Raw genomic sequence first — 18,868 nt, 5'->3', positions numbered from 1 at the left:
CAGCGCTGCACTGCACCTCTATCTGGTGCCGGTGTGTTCGTGCTGTGGGCTGGCCGACGCTCCCAGTGAAGGCCCTCCATGTCGATTTCACTCCTGCTCGTGTCGAGCAATCCCGAGAATCCATCAGCTTTCGATGGCGGTGTCCGTCGATGACCCGCACCGTCTCTACAGCCGAGCAGCAGCGCCGCTCACAGATCGCCGCCGCAGCCTACGAACGCGGCCGACGCGCCACCCTGGCTGCCGCACGACGCCGCAGCCTGCCCGACCGGGCGCACACACGCCGCGACGAGATCCGCAGTCGCTCCCACTCGTACGAGCCGCGCAGTGACAGTCGCGCATTCGGGCTGCTCGACACCGACGTGTCGCTGGTCCGGGCTGCTGCGTATCTCGCCGCATCCGGTGTCGCGCACGAGTTGATCGCGGCGCAGACCTTCACCGACCCCGCCCAACAGGAGTGGGCGGACGCCACCGTCAATCGCACGGCTGTGCACGAGGACGCATGGCGAGAACGGTTGATCGACAACGGTATCGACGACGCAGTCTTGCGACCGGGCCTGTCTCTGGACGTCCTAGAGCTGCCCGCCGAACTCGACGGTCTCGACTTCGAGGACATTGCCGAACACACCCTCGACGTGTCCTCCACCTCGGCCGACGTCGAACCCCTGAGGCTGGTCGACCTTCTGCGGGAGACACCGCGCCAGGAACAGTCGTCGGGTTCGGTCGTCGACATCACCGACCGGGTCGCCCGCATCATCGAAATCGACCGCGGCATCGATGCGGCCGTCGAAGGTGGTGTGGACGCATGGTGATGACGAAGAAGCCCACCTCGAAAGGTGCCGGCGCTTCCTCGTCGGTGCTCCCGCTGATCGCCGTCTCGGTGGTGATCGTGCTCATCGCCCTCGGATACGGATCACTCTGGCTCGGACACGCATTCACCGACACCGGCGAGCAGATCCCCGGCAACCCGTTTCAGGCCCTGTTCTCCGTGGCCGGCGGGAAGCTGACGTGGCCGACAGCCTCGACGGTGATCTTCGTGATGGCGGTGATCATCGGCTCCGGTCTCGTCGGCGTCGCTGCGGCCGCTCGGGCCTCACGCGGCGGGAAGAACGATGTCGACGCCAAGGCCCGCCTGATGGGCCCGACATCGAAGCTGACCGGGGTGACCGGCAAGCAGGCACGCGAACGCGCGAAGTCGCTGCGCTCGGATCTCGCCGACCGGGACACGCTCGACGACGCCGACATCGGGGTCATCGTCGGCCGCACGGTCCAAGGCAACCAGAAAGTGTTCATGTCCTGGGAGGACATGATGTTCGCCCTCGCCGGTCCTCGTATGGGCAAGACCGCCGCGATGGCGATCGACGCCCTCTGCACCGCACCGGGCGCGGCCCTGTTCACCTCGAACAAACGCGACGGCCATGACCTCACCCGCGGCGTCCGCGAACAACTCGGCACCGTCTGGCGCTACGACCTACAGGGGATCGCCGACGGGCCGCTCACCGGCGGCGACGGATTCTGGTGGAATCCACTCCGCGGCATCACCTCGATCGCCGCTGCCCGCAAACTCGCCTCCTACTTCGCTGCCGCCTCGAACGACGGTTCGGCGAAGGCGGACTCCTCCTACTTCGACGGCGGCGCAAAGGAATTATTCGCGCAGATGTTGCTCGCGGCCGCGTGTGCGGGCGGCGATCTGCTGCACGTCTACGGCTGGCTCTCCGACGAGGACAACGAACTCCCCCAGAAGATCCTCGAGGAACACAACCATCAGATCGTCGCGATGCGGCTGCAATCGGTGCGCGGGCTCAACCCGCGTCAGCGAGACGGCCTGTACGACATGGCCCGCCGGTTCATCAGCCTGCTCGAAGAGCAGAACTACGTGATGAGCGTGCTCCCACCCGAACGCGTCGACGTCTCCCTCGGCGCGGCCCGCGACACCGACATCGGTAGAGGGGTGCGCTACCCGCACTCGATGCCCGAATTCGTGGTCGAGAAGTTCGTCACCAGCACCGACACCATCTATGCCTTGTCCAAGGAAGGACCGGACTCGACGTCGGCACTGACCACGGCCTTGATCGGGTCGATCATCGACGCAGCCCAACGGACCGCACGCCGCAGCCCGCGCGGGCGGATGCCGGTACCGATGCTGTGCATCCTCGACGAGGCCGCGAACGTCTGCCGACTCACTGAGCTCCCCGCCTGGTACTCCCACCTCGGCTCCCAGGGGATCTGCCTGATGACGATCGTGCAGAACCTCTCCCAAGCACAGAAGGTGTGGGGTCAGGACGGGGTCAAACAACTCCAGGATGCCGCGAACTTCCTCTGGTACGGCGGCGGGATCAAGGACAAGACCACCCTGTCGGACCTGTCTGCGCTCGTCGGCGATCACGACGTCGAACGCTGGTCGACCTCCCGTAGCGGCGGCATGTTCGACAGCGGCTCGACCTCAAAGTCTCAGTCCTGGTCGAAGGAGCCGATCATGACCGTCGACGACCTCGCCGCGATCCCGAAAACCCGAGCCCTGGTCCAGATTTCGGGCAACCGGCCGGTGCTGATGAAGAAGCTGTACTGGTCCGACGGCCCGAACGCCGACGCCATCACCGCCTCGGCCGGGCGATACGGAATCCCCGAGAAGACACAGATTCTGCTCGACGAGGACGCAGTCGACATCGACGAAGTCACCGAGAGCGATGAGGAGCCCTTCCTGTGACCGCATACGACGACCCCGATGCCACCGAGTTCGATCCGGACGCCACCGACTTCGATCCGAACGGGAATCCGCCGGAACCGGAGCGGCAGTACGAGTCGATGTTCGACTGGTTCGACACCTGGTTCGCGACCCTGATCACCCGCAAGCTCAGCGGCACCGCCGGTAAGAGCGGGCGAGTGTTCTGCCCCGAGTGGTGGCGACACGACGAAGTGGTGCGCCGCCTGCGGGACCTATGGCTGGCGTGGGAAGGCGCGGAGGCGAGCGAGAACCTCGGGGCTCCGAGTGCCTGGTGGATCCACGACGCCGACCCGATGCTGCGAGTGCTGCTCGATCCAGACGGTGGCCCGATGTATCTGTGCAGCAGAGACAACCACGAAACGACCCCGCCGCTACGGCGAACGTTGACCCTGCCCCCAGCGGGCTGGTTCGACGGCCTCGACTGACCCCACCCACCCACATCGTCAACATATCTTGACGATTCAGGTGGAGCCTGACACAACTACCGATTCGATCGACCGAAGGGACCTGGTGGGTCCGGCTAGACCCACCAGGTCCGATATGGCCGGAGAGTGCGTCTCCGGCCGACGACGACGTTAACGATCCCTGCCCGGTCCCGGGCAGTGCGGGTCGCACAGACGTCTCGCCCGACTTCAGGAGCGCACACCGTGGCCAAAGATTCCGACGATTTCCAACTCGATTTGTTCGCCGAGACAGAGGACAGTGACACCCATGATCGACCCGATAACGCAGGAGATAATGAAGCTCTACTTGGAGCACCAGGGGCTGCCGCAGGAGCTGAGCCCGACCGATCAGCAGGCGTTCCTCGAGACCGAGAGCGAGCGGATCGCGGAGCGGATCGACAACATGAAGATCGTCATGGAACAGCAAGTGCTGCAACGCTATATGCGCGACAACGGCCAGCCGCCCCCGTACATGGAGAAGGTCGGGATGATCAACCAGGCGTGGGCGCAGGCGACGGACTTCGTGATCAACGAGGAGATCTACGGCCAGCTCCCGCCGGAGATGGAGGCCTACCCACCGGACCAGGAGAGCCCGGAAGCGGAAGCGGAACGGGATCAGGCGCGGATTCAGGTTCACAAGAGCGATCCGGAGCGGTGGCGCAACCCGCTCAACTGCGCGGACCCGGACAAGGAAGCGGACCGGCTGACGGACCAGCTGTGGAAGGGCCGGCCGGTGCAGTTCCTCTACTACGCAGCGCATCTGATAGCGGCGAGGATCGAGGACAACGAGCCCTACCCGACGTCGCAGAGCCACCCGCTGTATCCATCGTTCACCAGCCAGCTCGACGAGAGAGTGGCCGAGACCGCGGCAAGCGGAAAGTAACCCGCCGCAGCGAATCCGACGCCCAACTGGATCTGTTCTCGTTCGACGCCGACGGTGCCGCACCGATCGACCCGGCCGGCACCGAGATCGGCGGCACACCGCTCCCGGCACCGGTCGATCCCAAGATCCTCGCCGCCGACGCCGCATCCCAGCAGACGCGCGAGCTCCAGCCCGCACCGGAGGTCGTCACGGGCACTGCCGTCGACGGCCCGGCACTGCCGCCGTCGGCGACGGAGCTGGTACGCGACGCCTACGGCCGGCTCGCGCGCGAGGACGAAGCGTACGTGCGGTTGGCGCGGATCCGCGCCGACCTCGACGGGACACTGACCAGCGAGCAGCTCACCGATGCGCTGATGGAGCTGCGGCGCGCGGGCGATGTGTCGCTGATTCCGGAAGAGAATCAGAAGACTCTCGGGCCCGCCGATCACGCTGCGGCGGTGAGCTACGGCAACCAGAGTCGGCACCTGATCGCCGTCGACGGTCGCCGCGTCGACCAACTCCTCCCCACGCGGAGCACTCCCCCACCCAGCGTCGAGACCGCCTCCCCCACAGTCGAACCGACCCCCGATCCCACGACGACTACCGCAGTCCCGGACACCACCGAAGGGATGGTGGTCGACACGCAGACGGTCGCCGAGCGACTGTGGAATGTCGAGCCCGTCGACTTCCGGCCCGGCACCGACATCCTGGTGCCCTCCGGAACGAAAGCCCGTGTGGCAGCGAACATCGACGCCCTGCGCACCCTCGCCGTCGTCACCGCGCAGGATCGCTACGCCACCGCCGACGAGCAAGCAGTGCTGGCCCGCTGGTCGAGTTGGGGTGCAACCCCGCAGGTGTTCGACCCTCGCCGCGACGATTGGGCCGCCGAACGCGAGCAGATCCGCTCGTTGCTGGACGACACCGCGTGGGCGCAGGCGCAGCGAACCATACTCAACGCTCACTACACCGACCCGGCGATCGCGGCGGCGATGTGGAAGGCAACGATCCGGGCCGGGTTCACCGGCGGCCGGGTTCTCGAACCGGGTTGCGGATCGGGAACATTCATCGCTCACGCCCCCAGCTCCGCGCAGATGGTCGGGGTGGAGCTCGACGCCACTACCGCCGCGATCGCCGCGGCGTTGAACCCGTCGGCGCAGATCCGCGCCGAGGGATTCGAGAAGACCACCGCGCCGGCGTCATCGTTCACCGCGGCGATCGGCAACGTCCCGTTCGGGGACTACCGGCTCTACGACCCAGTCCACAATCAGGCCAAGCACTCGATCCACAACCACTTCATCGTCAAATCGTTGGCGATGACCGCCCCCGGCGGCTACGTCACCGTCCTGACCTCCCGCTACACCCTCGACGCCCAGAACCAGCGGGCCCGCCGCGACATCGCCGCCCTCGGCGACCTCGTCGGCGCAGTCCGGTTGCCGTCCAACGCCTTCCGGCGTGTCGCCGGGACGGAGGTCGTCACCGACATACTCGTGTTGCGCCGCCGCGCCGACGGGGCGAAACCCGCACCGTTGACCGAGCGGTTCCTGCAGCTCGAGAACGCCACCGCTCTCGACGATGCCGGCGAGGACAAGGGCGTGCCGATCAATTCCGTCTACACCGATCACCCCGACTGGGTGCTCGGTGAGCTACGGGTCGGGCACGGCATGTACGGCAACGAGACCCTGTCCGTCGACGCGACCGACAGCGACGTCGACCTCGCCTCCCTGGTCGAGGATCGGCTCACCGCGATCGTCGACGCAGCGAATACCGACGGTCTCGGGCTCACCGCGTCGTGGCGCGACACTCTCGGGCCCACCCGGGAGGACTTCGAGCGCGGACTGCTGGCGATCGGGAACGGCCCGGCGCAGGACGAGCTCGCGGTGGGCACGCTGCGGCACGATGCGCAGATGGAGACCATCGAACGCTGGAACTCCCGCGCCTGGGAGCCGGTGAACACTCGTGGAGCCAAGCAGGTCGCCGAATGGGGCGAGCTGCTCGCGCTGCGCGACACCACCCACGCCCTCCTCGACGCGCAACGTGGACCCACCGACCCCAGCCAGCGGCAAGCGCTGCGGGAGATCCTCGGTGAGCAGTACGACGCCTACGTTGCCCGCTACGGCCCGATCAACCGGTTCACCATGACAACGCCCAAGGACCTCACCGAATCGCAGCACGACGCCGCTCTGGCGAAGCTGATCGACACCTGGCGTAAGGACGAAGGCGTCGCCGGCGACCCGTATGCCGGAGAGGTTCCCGAAGACGTCTACGACCGGCTCTCCGACGATGCGTGGATCAATCCCCGCCAGCCCACCAAGCTGCAAAGCCATCTCGGCAAAGCCTTGCGCACCGATCCGACGTTCGCTGCGGTGCTCTCCCTCGAGCACTTCGACGAGGAGACCATGGCCCCCCGCAAGGCGGCGATCTTCCACACCGACGTTCTGCACTCACGCGAGCTGCGCAGTCACGCCGAGACGGTCGACGAGGCAATGGCCATCAGCCTCGACGAGCAAGCCCGCCTCGACGTCGGGCGGATCGCCGAACTACTCGGAACCACCGTCGAGCAGGCCGAGACCCAGATGGAAGGACGCGCTTTCCGCACTCTGACCGATCCGACCCGGTGGGTGTCGTCGTCGAGGTATCTGTCGGGCAATGTCCGCACCAAGCTCGCCGACGCCGAAGAGATCGCCGCGCTCGATCCCCGCTACCAAGCGAACGTCGACGCCTTGACCGCGGTGATACCGCCACGCAAGACCGATGTCGATGTCGCTCTCGGTGCGCCGTGGGTGCCGATCGAGACCTACACCCAGTTCGTCCGCGAGACCTTCGAGGTACCGGCCGATGTCCCGGTCACCATCGAACGGGCATCGGGTCGCTGGGCGGTGTCGGTGGATGCCTACCCCGGTGTGGGCGAGCAGCACCTCAAGTGGGGCCTGGTACCCAAACGGGGATCGTGGTCGACGAAGTACAACTTCGAGCACCGCCCCGCCGAGGACCGCGGGATCGGCAACGCCGGAATGCGCTCCGGTGACTACGAGTGGCAGGAACTGCTCACCGACCTGCTCAACAGCGACCCGATCGAGATCGCCACCTCCAAGGAGTTCCGCGAGAGTGCCGGGGCACCGGGCATTCACGATGCCGCGACCCGCGCGGCGCAGTCGAAGGCGCGGCGTCTGTCTCAGGAGTTCGGGCAGTGGGCGTTGCACTCCGACGAGGTGCGCCGCGAACAGCTCCTCGATATCTACAACGACAAGTTCAACTCCCTTGTCGCGCCGGTGCATTCGGGGGCGCACATGGCCTTCCCCGGTCTCGGTGAGAAGTACTCGCCGTACCCGTATCAACGAGACGCCGCCGCGCGGATCGTCTCCGAGCCGACGGTGCTGCTCGATCACGTCGTCGGGGCCGGCAAGACCGGCACCATCCTCATGGGAGCGATGGAGCTGGGGCGTCTCGGGTTGGCGGACAAGCCGTGGGTGGTGGTGCCCAACCACATCATCGACCAGGTCGTCCGCGAAGCCGGGCAGTGGTATCCCGGCGCGAGAATCCTGTCCGGATCGGCGGCCACCGACGCCGAAGGGCGCCGATTGCTCGTCGCCCAGTCCGCCTCGCAGGACTGGGACATGGTCATCGTGCCGCGGTCGGCGTTCTCCTCGATCGGGGTCGATCCCGGCACGAAAGCCGAGTACATCCGTGGCCAGGTCCAGGCCATCGACGCGGATCTGGGCGATGTAGAGGGCCGCCAGACCAAGAAACGGCTCGAAGCGATGAAGGCCAGGCTCGAGGAGAAGCTCGCGACTGCGCTCGAGCAGGCGGGGAAGGACCGTGGGCTGACCTTCGAGGCATCGGGCTGTGACTACCTGTTCATCGACGAAGCCCACGAGTTCAAGAATCTCGCCCGCGCGTCCGGGGTCACCGAGCTCGCGAACGAGGGCTCGCACCGGGCCACCGACATGGACCTCAAGCTGAACTATCTGCGGTCGATGCGCCGCGAGGAAGCGATCACGAAGGGCATTCCGCCGGAGGAGTACGTCGAGCGTGTGGCCACGTTTGCCACAGGCACGCCGGTCGCGAACTCTCTCGCCGAGCTGTGGGTGATGCAGCACTATCTGCGTCCGGATCTCCTCGAGGACGCCGGGGTCGCCTCGATCAACGACTGGGGAGCGACGTTCACCGACACCGTCGAACGAGTCGAGCTCAATTCGTCGGGATCGAGACTGCGGGCCATCACCCGGGTCGGTGAATTCACCAACGTCGGCGATCTCATCGGCATGACCAGCGTGTACACCGACGCGGTTACCCGCGATCAGGTGCCGGCGAACCTTCCGGTCAAGGACGGTGGCCGCAACACCGACGTCACGTTCACCCCGGCGCTGGAGGTGCAGGACTTCATCGCCGATCTGGGCTACCGGGCCGATAACGCCGACGTCAAGCGCCCTGATCTCGACAATGCCCTCAAGGTCGCCAACGACGGCCGCAACGCCACCCTCGATCCGAGGGTGGCGCACATGGACCCGGCACCACCGGAGCATTCACGGGCGCACATCGTCGCGCAGCGAATCCTGAACGTGCACAACGAATCGAGCGAGAACGCCTACCTCGATGCCTCCGGTGAACCGCACCCGACGCCGGGTGCGTTGCAGATCGTGTTCTGCGACCGCTCCACCCCGAAAGCCGACGGGTCGTGGTCGATCTACGACGGGATCCGCGAGGAGTTGCTCGCCGGCGGGATGGAGCCCGCACAGATCGCCTACGTCCACGACTACCCGAAGCCGTCGGAGAAGGCCCGCCTGTTCGAGATGTGCCGCACCGGAAAGGTATCGGTGGTGTTCGGGTCCACCGAGAAGATGGGCACCGGCACCAACATCCAGGATCGTGCGATCGCACTTCATCACGTCGATGTGCCGTGGCGACCAGCCGACCTCGAACAGCGTGAGGGCCGAATCATCCGGCAGGGCAACCAGAACGCCCATGTCAAGGTGTTCAACTACGTCGCCGAGAAGACCTTCGACACCGTCATGTGGCAGACCGTGCACCGCAAGGCGCATTTCATCGAGCAGCTCAAGAAGGCGGACCGCTCGATGCGGCGGGTGGTCGATCTCGACAGCGACTCGCTCGCCGAGAACTCGGCCATGACCAAGGCCCTCGCCACCGGCGATGATCGGTACATCCAGCAGATCGAGCTGGACTCCCAGCTCCAGGAGCTCCAGTCCGAAGCGGATTCGCATTTCGCCGAGCAACGCTCCATCGAACGCGACCGGGACCGCCTGCGCCGCGAAGTACCCCGCGCACGCCAGCGGGTCGCCGGATTGAAAGAAGCGGCACCGGTGCTCAAAGGCCGGCGCGACGTCGAGCAGTGGCCCGGCATGACCATCCGCGGAGTGTTCTACGACAAGCGCAGCGACGCCGCGAATGCGATGGCCATGGCGTTGCAGGGCACCTACCAGGCCCTCAAGGGTGAAGGGTTGACCAAGTCGATGGTGGTCGCGGAGATGAGCGGATTCCCGATCGAGGCATCTCGCCCGGCCCAGGACAGTGCGCTGTATCTGTCGTTTTCCGGTCTCGGTTCCTCGACGAAGGTGATCGAAGCGCACGATCTGTATCCGAGGATCGGAGACGGAGACCGCAGCCAACACGCGTTCGGTCTGCTCACGCGGATGGAGAACATGGCGTACACCGTCGACACCGACCTCGCGAAGGCCGAACGCTCACTCGATCGAGACGAACAACGCCTCGACGACCTCGAACTGGTCGAGCTATCCGACTTCCCGAAAGCGGTACAGCTGAAGGACCTCTCGAACGAAGTCGCCCGGCTACGGCGCGAAATCAAGGAGGCAGAAACGAGTCCCGAAGCCCTCGCCCGCGACGCTGCCCGTGCCGAACGTGCAGCAGCGAAAGGTCGAGAGCAAGGGTGGTCGCTGATGCTCAACCCCACCCCCGCACTCGTCGAACAACTCGGAATGGGCAGCGCCGACAACGTCCGCGCGATGATGCGCCAGGCCGAAGTAGAAGCGTTACAGCGCACTTCATCGTCGAGCATCGATGCGATCGACCCGGATCGACCCCGTCGCGGACTATCTGCACCACCCGAAAACAGGGCACCGGGCACCGGTCGACCGGATCCTGATCGGCGCCGCCCACCTCCAGAGCCGAACGGGCCCACCCGCGACCAAGGGCCCCAATTGGAGTAACAGGTATCTGACTCGCCGGATCTGCCACCGGTCCGGCGAGTCATCAGTTCAGCTCGAAACTGCCGGATCGCGGGCCGAACTTCTCCTACTTCAAGTCATGTCCCACCGGCGGCCGCACGATGTATTGAAAGTAGGCACGGTGATCGAATCCGTTGGCCCGCTGGTACTTCGCCCCCTTGGCACGCATCTGAATGTTGATGACAGCTGCCTCACCCACATCAGCGTCCGTAACCTCCCATTCGAGTTGGGCTTCCGTGCCGCTTGCGGAAATGGCGGAGGCTGCGTGTGTGCCTGCGGGAGTGATGAGCTCCCATTCCAGTGGTCGGTCGCGTCCGTCGGTACCGGTTACCGTGACCTGAACTCGGTCTCCTGGGCGAAGGATCGCACCGGTGACCTTGCCCTCAAAGATTTCCCCAATCGGACCGTCCCAGCCGGTGAGTCGATGACCGAAACAGTCCACCGCGGACTCAATCCGCGGATAGATTTCTCCGGCGGGATCTCGCGTGCTCATATACAACGTCACCTGATTTCGGATCTGACCGGCGATACCGGAGAGGAGTTCCTGCTCGAAGGTCACCAAGGGCCTGCTGTGGGCTGTGGTGTTGCGGAGTTTTTCCATGCGCACTAGAAGTGGATAGGCGTCTCCGAGTGCAGGTTCTAGGTCCGACCAATACGTCTTGGCGATCTTGACCAAGTCGTACATGTTCGCATAGGTGAGGCCGGGCCCATCCGTTTCGGCTACACCGCGACGTTCCCTAGTCTTCTGTTCAGCCTTGGCTCTTTCTGCCCACAACTCGCGTTGCTGCTCTGTCGACACTCTTTCGATCCAGTCGGCATCGTACTTCTGCAGGAACACGTAGCCCATCAAGGATCTGAGGGCGTTCTCGCAGGTTGACTGGGCAATGCTCGGCTCAAGGGTCACCATGACCACATGCTGCCACGCACCCGATTGCAGTGGGCTGATGCACTTGGTCCGATGTCGCAAGATATTTCCGATCGCGCATTAGGCCCTTGCGTAGGTGTCACCGTCGTACGGTCGAGGGATGGCTCTCGGAACGATCATCAGAGATGTGTACTCCAACGACGAACGCAAAGATATGCGAAAAGTCCTGCGAGCGTTTCTCTGTGGAGGTTGGAATACCGCCGGGATCTACTGCTTCTGGGACCCGGACACACACGACGCTCTCTACCTCGGTTTGGCCAAGAACCTCCCCGACCGGTTTGCCAATCACAATGGGTTGAAGGGCACCCCAGGTAACGGGAACAAAGCGATAGAAGTCGACGCATGGTTCGATGCCCACGAACGGCTGGGCTACAGCATCATCGTGCAGTCGGACGTCGCGGACGATGCCACGGAGGGTTACACGAAGAGTGCCGAAGGTCAGCTGATTAAGGGCCACCAGAAGGCATTTGGCAAGATCCCGCCGTGGAACAACATGGGCGGCAGCGTCGACGGAGCCGCGAAGGCCGGGGATCTGACCGGAGCATGGTTCGACTTCCTCACCGGTCGCCAGGACAGCCTGCTCGTGGCACGACGAACGATCCGGCAACTCGATGACGACGCCACAGCTGAGTTCAACGAAATCGATATCATGCTTGCTCGCACACAGCTCGCCTTGGCCCAGTTCGATTCGGAGATAACCGATCACTCGATCGTCAAGGGTCTTGAGTATCTCCGTGACACTCCGGTCTTCGGCCGAACATCGGAACGCCACGACGAGTTGATCGAATACCTACACGAGCCCGCACCACACCCCGAACTGAGCGACTGAGCGCGCGTCTGTTCGTGTCCGTTCTTTACAAGCCGCGATCGAGATCGATCCCCCGATTCGGCTCGACGTCCGGTGGGGTCTGTCTGCGCGTGGCGGCATCCGTCGTTGACTGTCCACTCGCCGCTGACGGGGCACTGGCGAGAGAACGTGCACGTGCAGCATCCTCGCGATCCGCATCACGCAGAACTTCGGTGTCACGTCGTTGATCGGTGATTCCCTCGACGGGCCGACCGTCTCTGAGGGGCGCAGCAGTGACGTCGGTTTCTCGGCGTAGTCGCTGCTCGACCGCTGCACGTTGGGGTGCCGTGAGCTTCTGTCGGCGGCGGCGAGCATGTTCGGTGATAGCGGTATCGAACACGGCGGCGGATGCAAGATCGGCGGCGCGGCGGTCGGGGTCGCCCGCGCGTGCCGCGATCGCGGACCATTCGCCAGTCTCGGCACCCACCCGGCCGGCGGCGTCGCGAGCAGCGCGTTGGGTGTCGCGGACCTGGCGTGCAAGTCGCTCTTCGCGTAGTCGTGCATCGTCGGCGGCCGGTTCGAGGGTCTTACGCTCGCGTCGTTTTGCGGTCGACAGCTGCTCGGTGAGCGACGTGTGTTCATTGCGCGCAGCCTCGTGTTGCGCGGTGATCCGGCGTAGTTCAGTCTCGATTTCGCGGGCTGCTGCGATCGCTGCGGCGTGCTCGTCGAGTCGGGCGTACAGCTTTTCGGTGTCGGCGACGACGGTGGGTTCGGTGCGGTCGCGTCCGGCGCGGTCGACGAACGCGGTCAGCTCTGCGTCCGGGAGGAGACGGATCGGGTCCTGTTCCATTTTGGCGAGCAGGGCGGCGTCGGCCGGCGAGAGCGCCGGTTGCGGATCGGGGGCACTCTCGATGATGTCTTCCGCCGACAGTTCTGTCGGGGCCGGCGCTTCGTGCTCGGGCTGCTCGACCACGGTATCAAGTTGTGGTGCGTCAACCGCCTCGGTGGTGGCAGTGGGCTGCTCCTGCGTCGTCACGGTCGGGGTGTCGGACATCGCGGAACGCTTCGCTGCCTGTTCGGCCCGCCACAGCATCGCTTCGGTGCGGTCGACGTCGGCCTTGAGCTCGATGAGGACGGCGAGGTCGATGCTCTCGGCCGCCAGGCGTGCGGTGGTGACGTCGACGGCGGTGACTTCTCCCCCATCGGCGGCGGTGACGCGCTCGTATTCGGCGGCGGCGTCGTGTGCGCGGGTGCGGGCGGCGGTGGCGGTGTCGTCGACGAATCCGGCGCGCCAGATCTCCCAGTCGAGACCGCGCTGAGCGAGGGCGCGGGCATCGTCGTCGTCCCCGGCGGCCGCCACGTCGGCGGCGACTGCGGGCCGGATGACGGTGTCGATGTGATGCCAGAGCGCTTCGGCCTCGAACTCGGTGTCCATCCAGTCCTGGCGGGTGTCGAGCATCGCGATCCGGGCGGGGCGTTGCCGGTCCGCGCGCTCCTGCAGCTCGGCGAGCATCGTGCGGGCATGGAACTGTGCGGGGCTGGTGCCGTCGGAAATCCGGCCGCGCAGCTCCCTATAGTTGGTTCTCGCGTCTTCGAGGTCTTGGGTAAGCAGTCGTACTCGTTCGTCGGTGGTGACCGTCGGGTACGGCAGAGCCAACACCCGTGCGTGTTCGAGCATCGCCGCGTACGGATCGACCTCTGGATCGATGTCCGGATCGTCGGCGGTGACGTCGTCGCTGTAGCTGTCGTACTCGGGCGGCGGGGCGTCGTCGTACTCCAGCGGCGCATCGAGTGCGTCGAGGGAGGCGAGGTAGTCCGCATCGCTGCCCAGCGGGATTGTCGGTGCGGCTGCGTCGACTGCTGCTGTCGGTGAGTTGACCGGGGCCGGAAGGTAGTCCGGATCGGCGAATTCGGCGGGCAGCACGTCGGCAGTAGTGTCGCCGATCGTCTCGTCGAGCGGTGCGAGGGCTTCTTCGTCCTCGACCGAGAGCGGTTCGTCGGCCAGTGGGGTGTAAGTGCGGGCGAGGTGGTTCTCGCGCACCAGCATCTCGGCCCGCCACGTCAGTGCGGTGGCGAGTTCGTGGGCGGGCAGGGTGACACCGTGATCGACCGGGTCGATGCCCCCGTGCAGGAACTCGTACGCAGTCCCCAGCAACTCCCCCGGCGTCCACAAGGTGGGGTCGGCGTCGTCGACGGTCGCCACGAGTGAGGGCCATGCCGGGTCGGACATCACGCGGGTGGCGGCGCGCTCGCCGAGCAGTTCGGTCAGCATCGGTGCCCAGGATGGTTCGAGGACCGCGCCGTCGGTGTCCGCGTCGAGCGCGGCGGCGGAGAGTTCACCGGACAGTCGCCACCACAGTGCGGCAGCGGGCAGCTCGTCGGGTAGCGGCGAGGTGGCGAGGGAGTCGCGGACGAGGGTGTGGACTTCGATTCCGGCGCGTGCGGCGGCGGAGAGTCGGTCGGCGAGGATCGGGAAGTACGGGTCGCGGGCGATGTGGGTGTCGAGTTCGTCGACGAACGGACGCCATCGGGCGACGGCATCGTTTCCGGTGTCGATCATTTCGGCGGCGCGGCGGTCGAGGCTGCGTTGCGCTTTCACCGATTCGGCCGCGTATTGCTCGGGTCCGGTCGGACGGCGGTCTGCCGGGTCGACGTCGTGTGCGGCGCGGAACACCGCAAGATCGGTGAGCAGTTCGAGGTCGGGTTCGTCGGTGAGTATCGGGCGCGCCCACACCGGTGCAGTTGTCGGTGTCCATGTGGCGACGTCGGCGGCGATGCGTTCTCGATGACCAGTGATGGCGTCGGCGCGGGCGTCGAGGTAGCTCGCCCACTCCGGTTCCTTGCGCAGTGCGTCGGGGATGGCGGGCAGCCACGGCAACGGCCCCCGCCCCGATGCTCCACGTGCTGCGGAGTGGCGTCCGGTGGCGTCGAGTCGCCAGTCCAGGACTGCGGCCCGATCTCCCGCGGTGCCGAGTTCGCGTTCGGTGATCGCGGCGTTCAGTGCGACGACAGGGTCGTCGCCTCCGGCGGCGAGGATCGCGAGATGACCACGCAGGACCGGCCACGCGGCGTCGTCGGTGAGGCCGGCGATCGCGGCGTCGGCGGCGGTGTCGATCGCGGCCATCACTGCGGGTCCGGCGAGGACTTCGCAGGCGGTGGCGACGGAGTAGTCGTAGGCGTTCGCGGCCGGTGCCAGGTTCACATGCGGATCGCCGGCAGCAGCGAGGGTCGAGTGCGCCGATACCTGTGCGCCATCGCGGCGCAGGATCGCCCGGAAGTCGTCGACGGCGGTCGGGGGAAGCATTCCGCGTTCGGTCATCGCGGTGTGCAGATCGCCGTCGGAGGCGGTCGCGAGATACATGTGGTTGTTCAGTCGACCGCGGGTGAGTGCGACGTAGGCGAGCTGTCGGGTTTCGTCGCCGGTGGCCACGACGTGGCAGGTGTCGGCGGTCGAGCCTTGCGCGGAGTGGACTGTTCCGGCGTAGCCGAGTTCGGTCGATTCCTGGACGTAGTTTGGTGACAGGGTGACGGTGCGTCCGAGTTCGAGGTGGCGTACCACCAGTGATCCGTCGCGGCCGACTTTCTCGACGGTCCAGCGGTCACCGTTGCGGACCCAGTCGGTCTGCGAGAGTGGGTTGCGGCGGTCGTTGGAACGAGTGCGGACGATGTCCCCGGCGCTGGCGCGGAGCCCGTCGGCGAGGACGGCTTCCCGACCGATCTTGGCGTCGGTGGCGGCGAGGCGGTCGGTGCGGGCGCGGGTGTTGAGTTCGGCGACGAGCTCACGGGTGGGTGCGAGCAGCAGTGCGTCCTTGCCGGCGGCGCGGTCGGTCGACCATGCGATGTAGGCGTCGTCGGTGACGGTGGCGATGGAGCCCACGTGCAGCCGGGAGTGGTCGATGTAGAAGCCGATCGCGGCGTCGTCGCCGTCGCGCAGTGCCAGTGATGCTGCGCCTTCGGCCGCGCCGGTGACCGGGTCACGGAACCGCACCACCTGCGAGAGCGTGAGAGCGCCGACGCGGTCGTGGATGTCGCGGAGCACTCCGCCGGAGGCAACGGAGGCGAGCTGTTGATCGTCGCCGATCAATCGCACCGTTGCGCCGCGTTCGGCGAGGGCGGTGACGGCGTCGTCGAGGTCGAGGGTGCCGGTCATTCCGGCTTCGTCGACGATGACGAGAGTGTCCGGTCCGATGTTGGTGTACCACTCGGGGACGGACACCGGATCGCCGTTGCGTAGACGTTTGGTGATGTCGACGAACTTCGCCAACGTATCGGTAGTCGTCAAGATATCTTGACGCAGGACTGCGGCGGCAGCAGCAGTCGGCGCGAACCCGACAACGTGTCCGCCTGCGTTCTGCCACGACCGTGTCAGTGCGGTCATGGCGGTGGTCTTGCCGGTTCCGGCGGGTGCGAGTGCGAGCTGAAGTTTCGCACCGGAGGTCGCCATTGCGCGCACCAGTGATCGCTGTCCGGCGTTGAGTTCGCGTCCGTTCGCAGCGGACTCGAGCAGCGCCATTTCGACGTGCTCGTCGGCGATGGCAACCCCGTCGTTGCGTTGTGCGAGAGCGACGATGCGAGCTTCGGCATCGAGGACGGCGTTGGTGGTGAACAGGGTTGCTTCGTGGCGGGTGTGCACGTCTCTGCCGTCGCGTCGACGCATTACCTCCGGGGCGATGTCTGCGGCGACGTCGTCACTGAGTTCGTCGCCCAGGGTGACGGCGTGGTCGGTGCTGCAGGCGCGGTCGGTGATCGCTTCGACGAGGTCGGTGATGCGATCGGCCGGCGGGTTCGCGGTGCGGACCTGACGGATCGCTTCGGCGCGGATGTTGTGCCGTTGGTAGCGCGAGCGTGCACGGGAGACGACCTCGACGACTTCGGCGGCGGTGTAGTCGATCCAGCGCGGGTCGTCGATGTCCACGCTCGCCCGGGTGCGCTTCTTGCCGGTCACCTCGGCGACCATCTTCGACAGTGCCTTCGGTGAACCGAGTACGTCGATCGCCTCGGCGCGCCACCCTCCGCGTTGCTCGGCGTGCGAGCGCGGTTCGTGTTTGGCCTGCCGGGTCTCCAGTGTCGCGCGCTGCGCCAACCGGATCGCTTCGATGGCGGTCGGTTCGCGGTGATGCTCGGCCTGGAACTCCCGTGCGAGTTCGGCGGTGCGCACGACGATGGCGGCATTGCGGGAGGACCAGCGCTCGGCCAGACGGGTATCGAGGCCGACGATTTCACGCACGGGTCGCTTCGACCGGTCCTCGCTCGGGCGTTCGGCGAAGTCGACTCCGATGCGTTCACGCAGTTGCGCTTCGAGGGCGGTGTTGTAGACCTCGGAGGCGGGAACGTTGTTGCGGTACAACGCGGCCCCGTCGAGCGCGAGCCACTTCGTCGTCCCGTCCGGCAGGGTCGTGGAGACCTTGTTGGAGATCGCGACGTGGGTGTGCAGGTTCGGATCCCCGGCGCGTGAATCGCGGTGGGTGAACGCTGCGGCGATCAATCCGTTCGCGTCGACTTGCGCGACACCGCCGTTGCCGAGGCGGGTGAAGCAGGCGTGCTCTTCGAGGTATTCGAGTGCTGCTGCGATCGCGGCGTCGTGCGCTGCTTCGATCTCTTGCGAGATCTCCCGCGGCGCAACGGCCCAGAGCGCCGACACACTTTTCACGGGCGTGAACGTGAGGTCGAACCCGGCGACGGCTTTGGTGTTCTGTCGCCCCGATTTTGCGACCCACCCGGACAGTTCACGTTCGTCGGCCGGGGCGCGTCCGTACTCGCGCTCGAACATCTCCCTCGCGACGCGGGTGCGGATCGTTGCGCGCGATTCGGCCTCGATCGGTGCGTTCCATTTCTCGCCGGCCGCGAGGTTGTGCTCGACGAACGCCTTCGCGCACGCGACCCGGTAGTCGGAGGCTCCGTTGTCGATCTTGAATGCGCGTCCGAGCTTGATCGCCGCCGACGCTGCCCGCTCTGCGTTCTTAGTCGACGCACCGGCAGCGAGCTCGGCCGCGAACTTTTCCGCGTACATGGTGTCGGCCTCGGGGTGCAGGCCGTCACCGAACAGCGCCTTCATGTGCGCCTCGGACACCTGTTCCCCTGCGCCGATGGTTTCCAGCTCGGCGAGTCCGGACCCGGTCCAGCGGCCCGGAGATTCGCCCTTTTCGGAGTAGTACTCGGCCAGTGATGCGGCCCCTCGTTCGGTGGAATCTGCCGCTGCAACCTGCCTGGTCAGGTACGTATACCCGTCCCCCGCGGTGAGCTTGTGCAGACCCATCATGGACCGGACCCTACCAGCGAAATCCACAAAGTGGCCTGAATGCATGAGGTCTGTGGGGTTGGTCTTGGCTTTCGGTTCTAGATCGGTGGTGCTTGGGATCAGTGGTCTTGGGATGGGGTTTCGGTGGTGGTGGATCGGGATGCGGGAGGAGGTTGTGTCAGGATCTGTGAATTCGAGGGTGTTCGGGGTTAAGGTGGGCGGCATGGCGTCGACTCAGGCTCGGATGACTGCGCGTGCTCGGGCACGGGCAGCGCAGCAAAAAGTCGTCGCCGACCGCAAAGCGCGCGACGAGAAGAACATGGGCTCGTTGACGGACTACTTCGCGGCCGCTGACCAGATCGACGCGGCCCGGCTGGCGATGGCCCGCGCGCTCGACGACATCCGCGCTCGGGAAGGAACACTCAGCGCCGCTGCGACACTCGCGGGGATCACGACCGGCGAAGCTCGCAAACTTCTCGCACTGCTCGCCGACACCGCAGCGCCGTCGGCGAGCCCAGAGACCGGCGACGACGCCTCGGTCTCCGACTCGGATGCAAACGCAGAATCGCGTGATGGATCGGCCTTGAACGAGCCGGGTGACTCGGCGTCGACAGGCGATGCAACGACGAACAAAGCCGCGACCGTCGACAGCGTCCCGGACGCCGAGTCCGCGACAAGTCAGGGGTAGCCG

At 66.0% G+C, this 18,868-nt stretch carries 9 protein-coding genes; 7 read left to right on the top strand and 2 right to left on the bottom strand.

Annotation, left to right across the window (positions count from 1 at the left end):
- Window positions 1-149: 149 nt before the first annotated feature.
- From CH278_RS23920 to CH278_RS23900, 5 genes are all read left to right on the top strand, one after another.
- The gene (locus tag CH278_RS23920) at window positions 150-809 is read left to right on the top strand and encodes a TraI DNA relaxase (protein ID WP_094623006.1); all 660 of its coding nucleotides are present in this window, start codon (window positions 150-152) and stop codon (window positions 807-809) included.
- Window positions 803-2,704: a type IV secretory system conjugative DNA transfer family protein gene (locus CH278_RS23915; protein WP_094623005.1), complete on the top strand. Its 1,902-nt coding sequence runs from the start codon at window positions 803-805 to the stop codon at window positions 2,702-2,704. The genes CH278_RS23920 and CH278_RS23915 overlap by 7 nt, the downstream gene beginning before the upstream one ends.
- A complete protein-coding gene (locus CH278_RS23910; protein ID WP_094623004.1) occupies window positions 2,701-3,147 on the top strand; it encodes a DUF4913 domain-containing protein in 447 nt (148 codons plus the stop codon). Before CH278_RS23915 ends, CH278_RS23910 begins: the two co-directional genes overlap by 4 nt.
- Window positions 3,148-3,433: 286 nt before the next feature.
- Window positions 3,434-4,048, top strand: coding sequence for a hypothetical protein (locus tag CH278_RS28095; protein ID WP_094623003.1), 615 nt, complete (start codon window positions 3,434-3,436; stop codon window positions 4,046-4,048).
- 353 nt (window positions 4,049-4,401) lie between these two features.
- Window positions 4,402-10,209, top strand: a complete 5,808-nt coding sequence (locus CH278_RS23900; protein WP_441344178.1) for a helicase-related protein — start codon at window positions 4,402-4,404, stop codon at window positions 10,207-10,209.
- 85 nt (window positions 10,210-10,294) lie between these two features.
- Here the strand turns inward: CH278_RS23900 and CH278_RS23895 are convergent, their stop codons facing one another.
- Complete coding sequence (locus CH278_RS23895) at window positions 10,295-11,134, bottom strand: hypothetical protein (protein ID WP_143536298.1); 840 nt, start codon at window positions 11,132-11,134, stop codon at window positions 10,295-10,297.
- 118 nt (window positions 11,135-11,252) lie between these two features.
- Between CH278_RS23895 and CH278_RS23890 the strand changes: the two genes are divergently transcribed.
- Window positions 11,253-11,981 (top strand): hypothetical protein, encoded by a 729-nt coding sequence (locus CH278_RS23890; protein WP_094623001.1) that lies wholly within the window; start codon window positions 11,253-11,255, stop codon window positions 11,979-11,981.
- A gap of 25 nt (window positions 11,982-12,006) precedes the next feature.
- Here the strand turns inward: CH278_RS23890 and mobF are convergent, their stop codons facing one another.
- Window positions 12,007-18,198 carry a MobF family relaxase gene (gene mobF / locus CH278_RS23885; protein WP_179272029.1) on the bottom strand — a complete coding sequence of 2,064 codons (6,192 nt, stop codon included), beginning with the start codon at window positions 18,196-18,198 and terminating at the stop codon, window positions 12,007-12,009.
- Between the two features lie 202 nt (window positions 18,199-18,400).
- Between mobF and CH278_RS23880 the strand changes: the two genes are divergently transcribed.
- A complete protein-coding gene (locus CH278_RS23880; RefSeq protein ID WP_080731981.1) occupies window positions 18,401-18,865 on the top strand; it encodes a hypothetical protein in 465 nt (154 codons plus the stop codon).
- Window positions 18,866-18,868: the final 3 nt, after the last annotated feature.

Origin of the sequence: Rhodococcus sp. 05-2254-5, assembly GCF_002258575.1 — a bacterium.
In the GTDB taxonomy this organism is placed as follows: Bacteria; Actinomycetota; Actinomycetes; order Mycobacteriales; family Mycobacteriaceae; genus Rhodococcoides; species Rhodococcoides fascians.
Note: the sequence above shows the minus strand (reverse complement) of the source record. Positions and strands in the feature narration are given on the sequence as shown.

Excerpts from the sequence above, each read along its gene's own strand:
- CH278_RS23920 (WP_094623006.1), top strand. The coding sequence starts at position 150 with ATGACCCGCACCGTCTCTACAGCCGAGCAGCAGCGCCGCTCACAGATC.
- CH278_RS23915 (WP_094623005.1), top strand. The coding sequence starts at position 803 with ATGGTGATGACGAAGAAGCCCACCTCGAAAGGTGCCGGCGCTTCCTCG.
- CH278_RS28095 (WP_094623003.1), top strand. The coding sequence starts at position 3,434 with ATGATCGACCCGATAACGCAGGAGATAATGAAGCTCTACTTGGAGCAC.
- CH278_RS23900 (WP_441344178.1), top strand. The coding sequence starts at position 4,402 with ATGGAGCTGCGGCGCGCGGGCGATGTGTCGCTGATTCCGGAAGAGAAT.
- CH278_RS23895 (WP_143536298.1), bottom strand. The coding sequence starts at position 11,134 with ATGGTGACCCTTGAGCCGAGCATTGCCCAGTCAACCTGCGAGAACGCC.
- CH278_RS23890 (WP_094623001.1), top strand. The coding sequence starts at position 11,253 with ATGGCTCTCGGAACGATCATCAGAGATGTGTACTCCAACGACGAACGC.
- mobF (WP_179272029.1), bottom strand. The coding sequence starts at position 18,198 with ATGATGGGTCTGCACAAGCTCACCGCGGGGGACGGGTATACGTACCTG.
- CH278_RS23880 (WP_080731981.1), top strand. The coding sequence starts at position 18,401 with ATGGCGTCGACTCAGGCTCGGATGACTGCGCGTGCTCGGGCACGGGCA.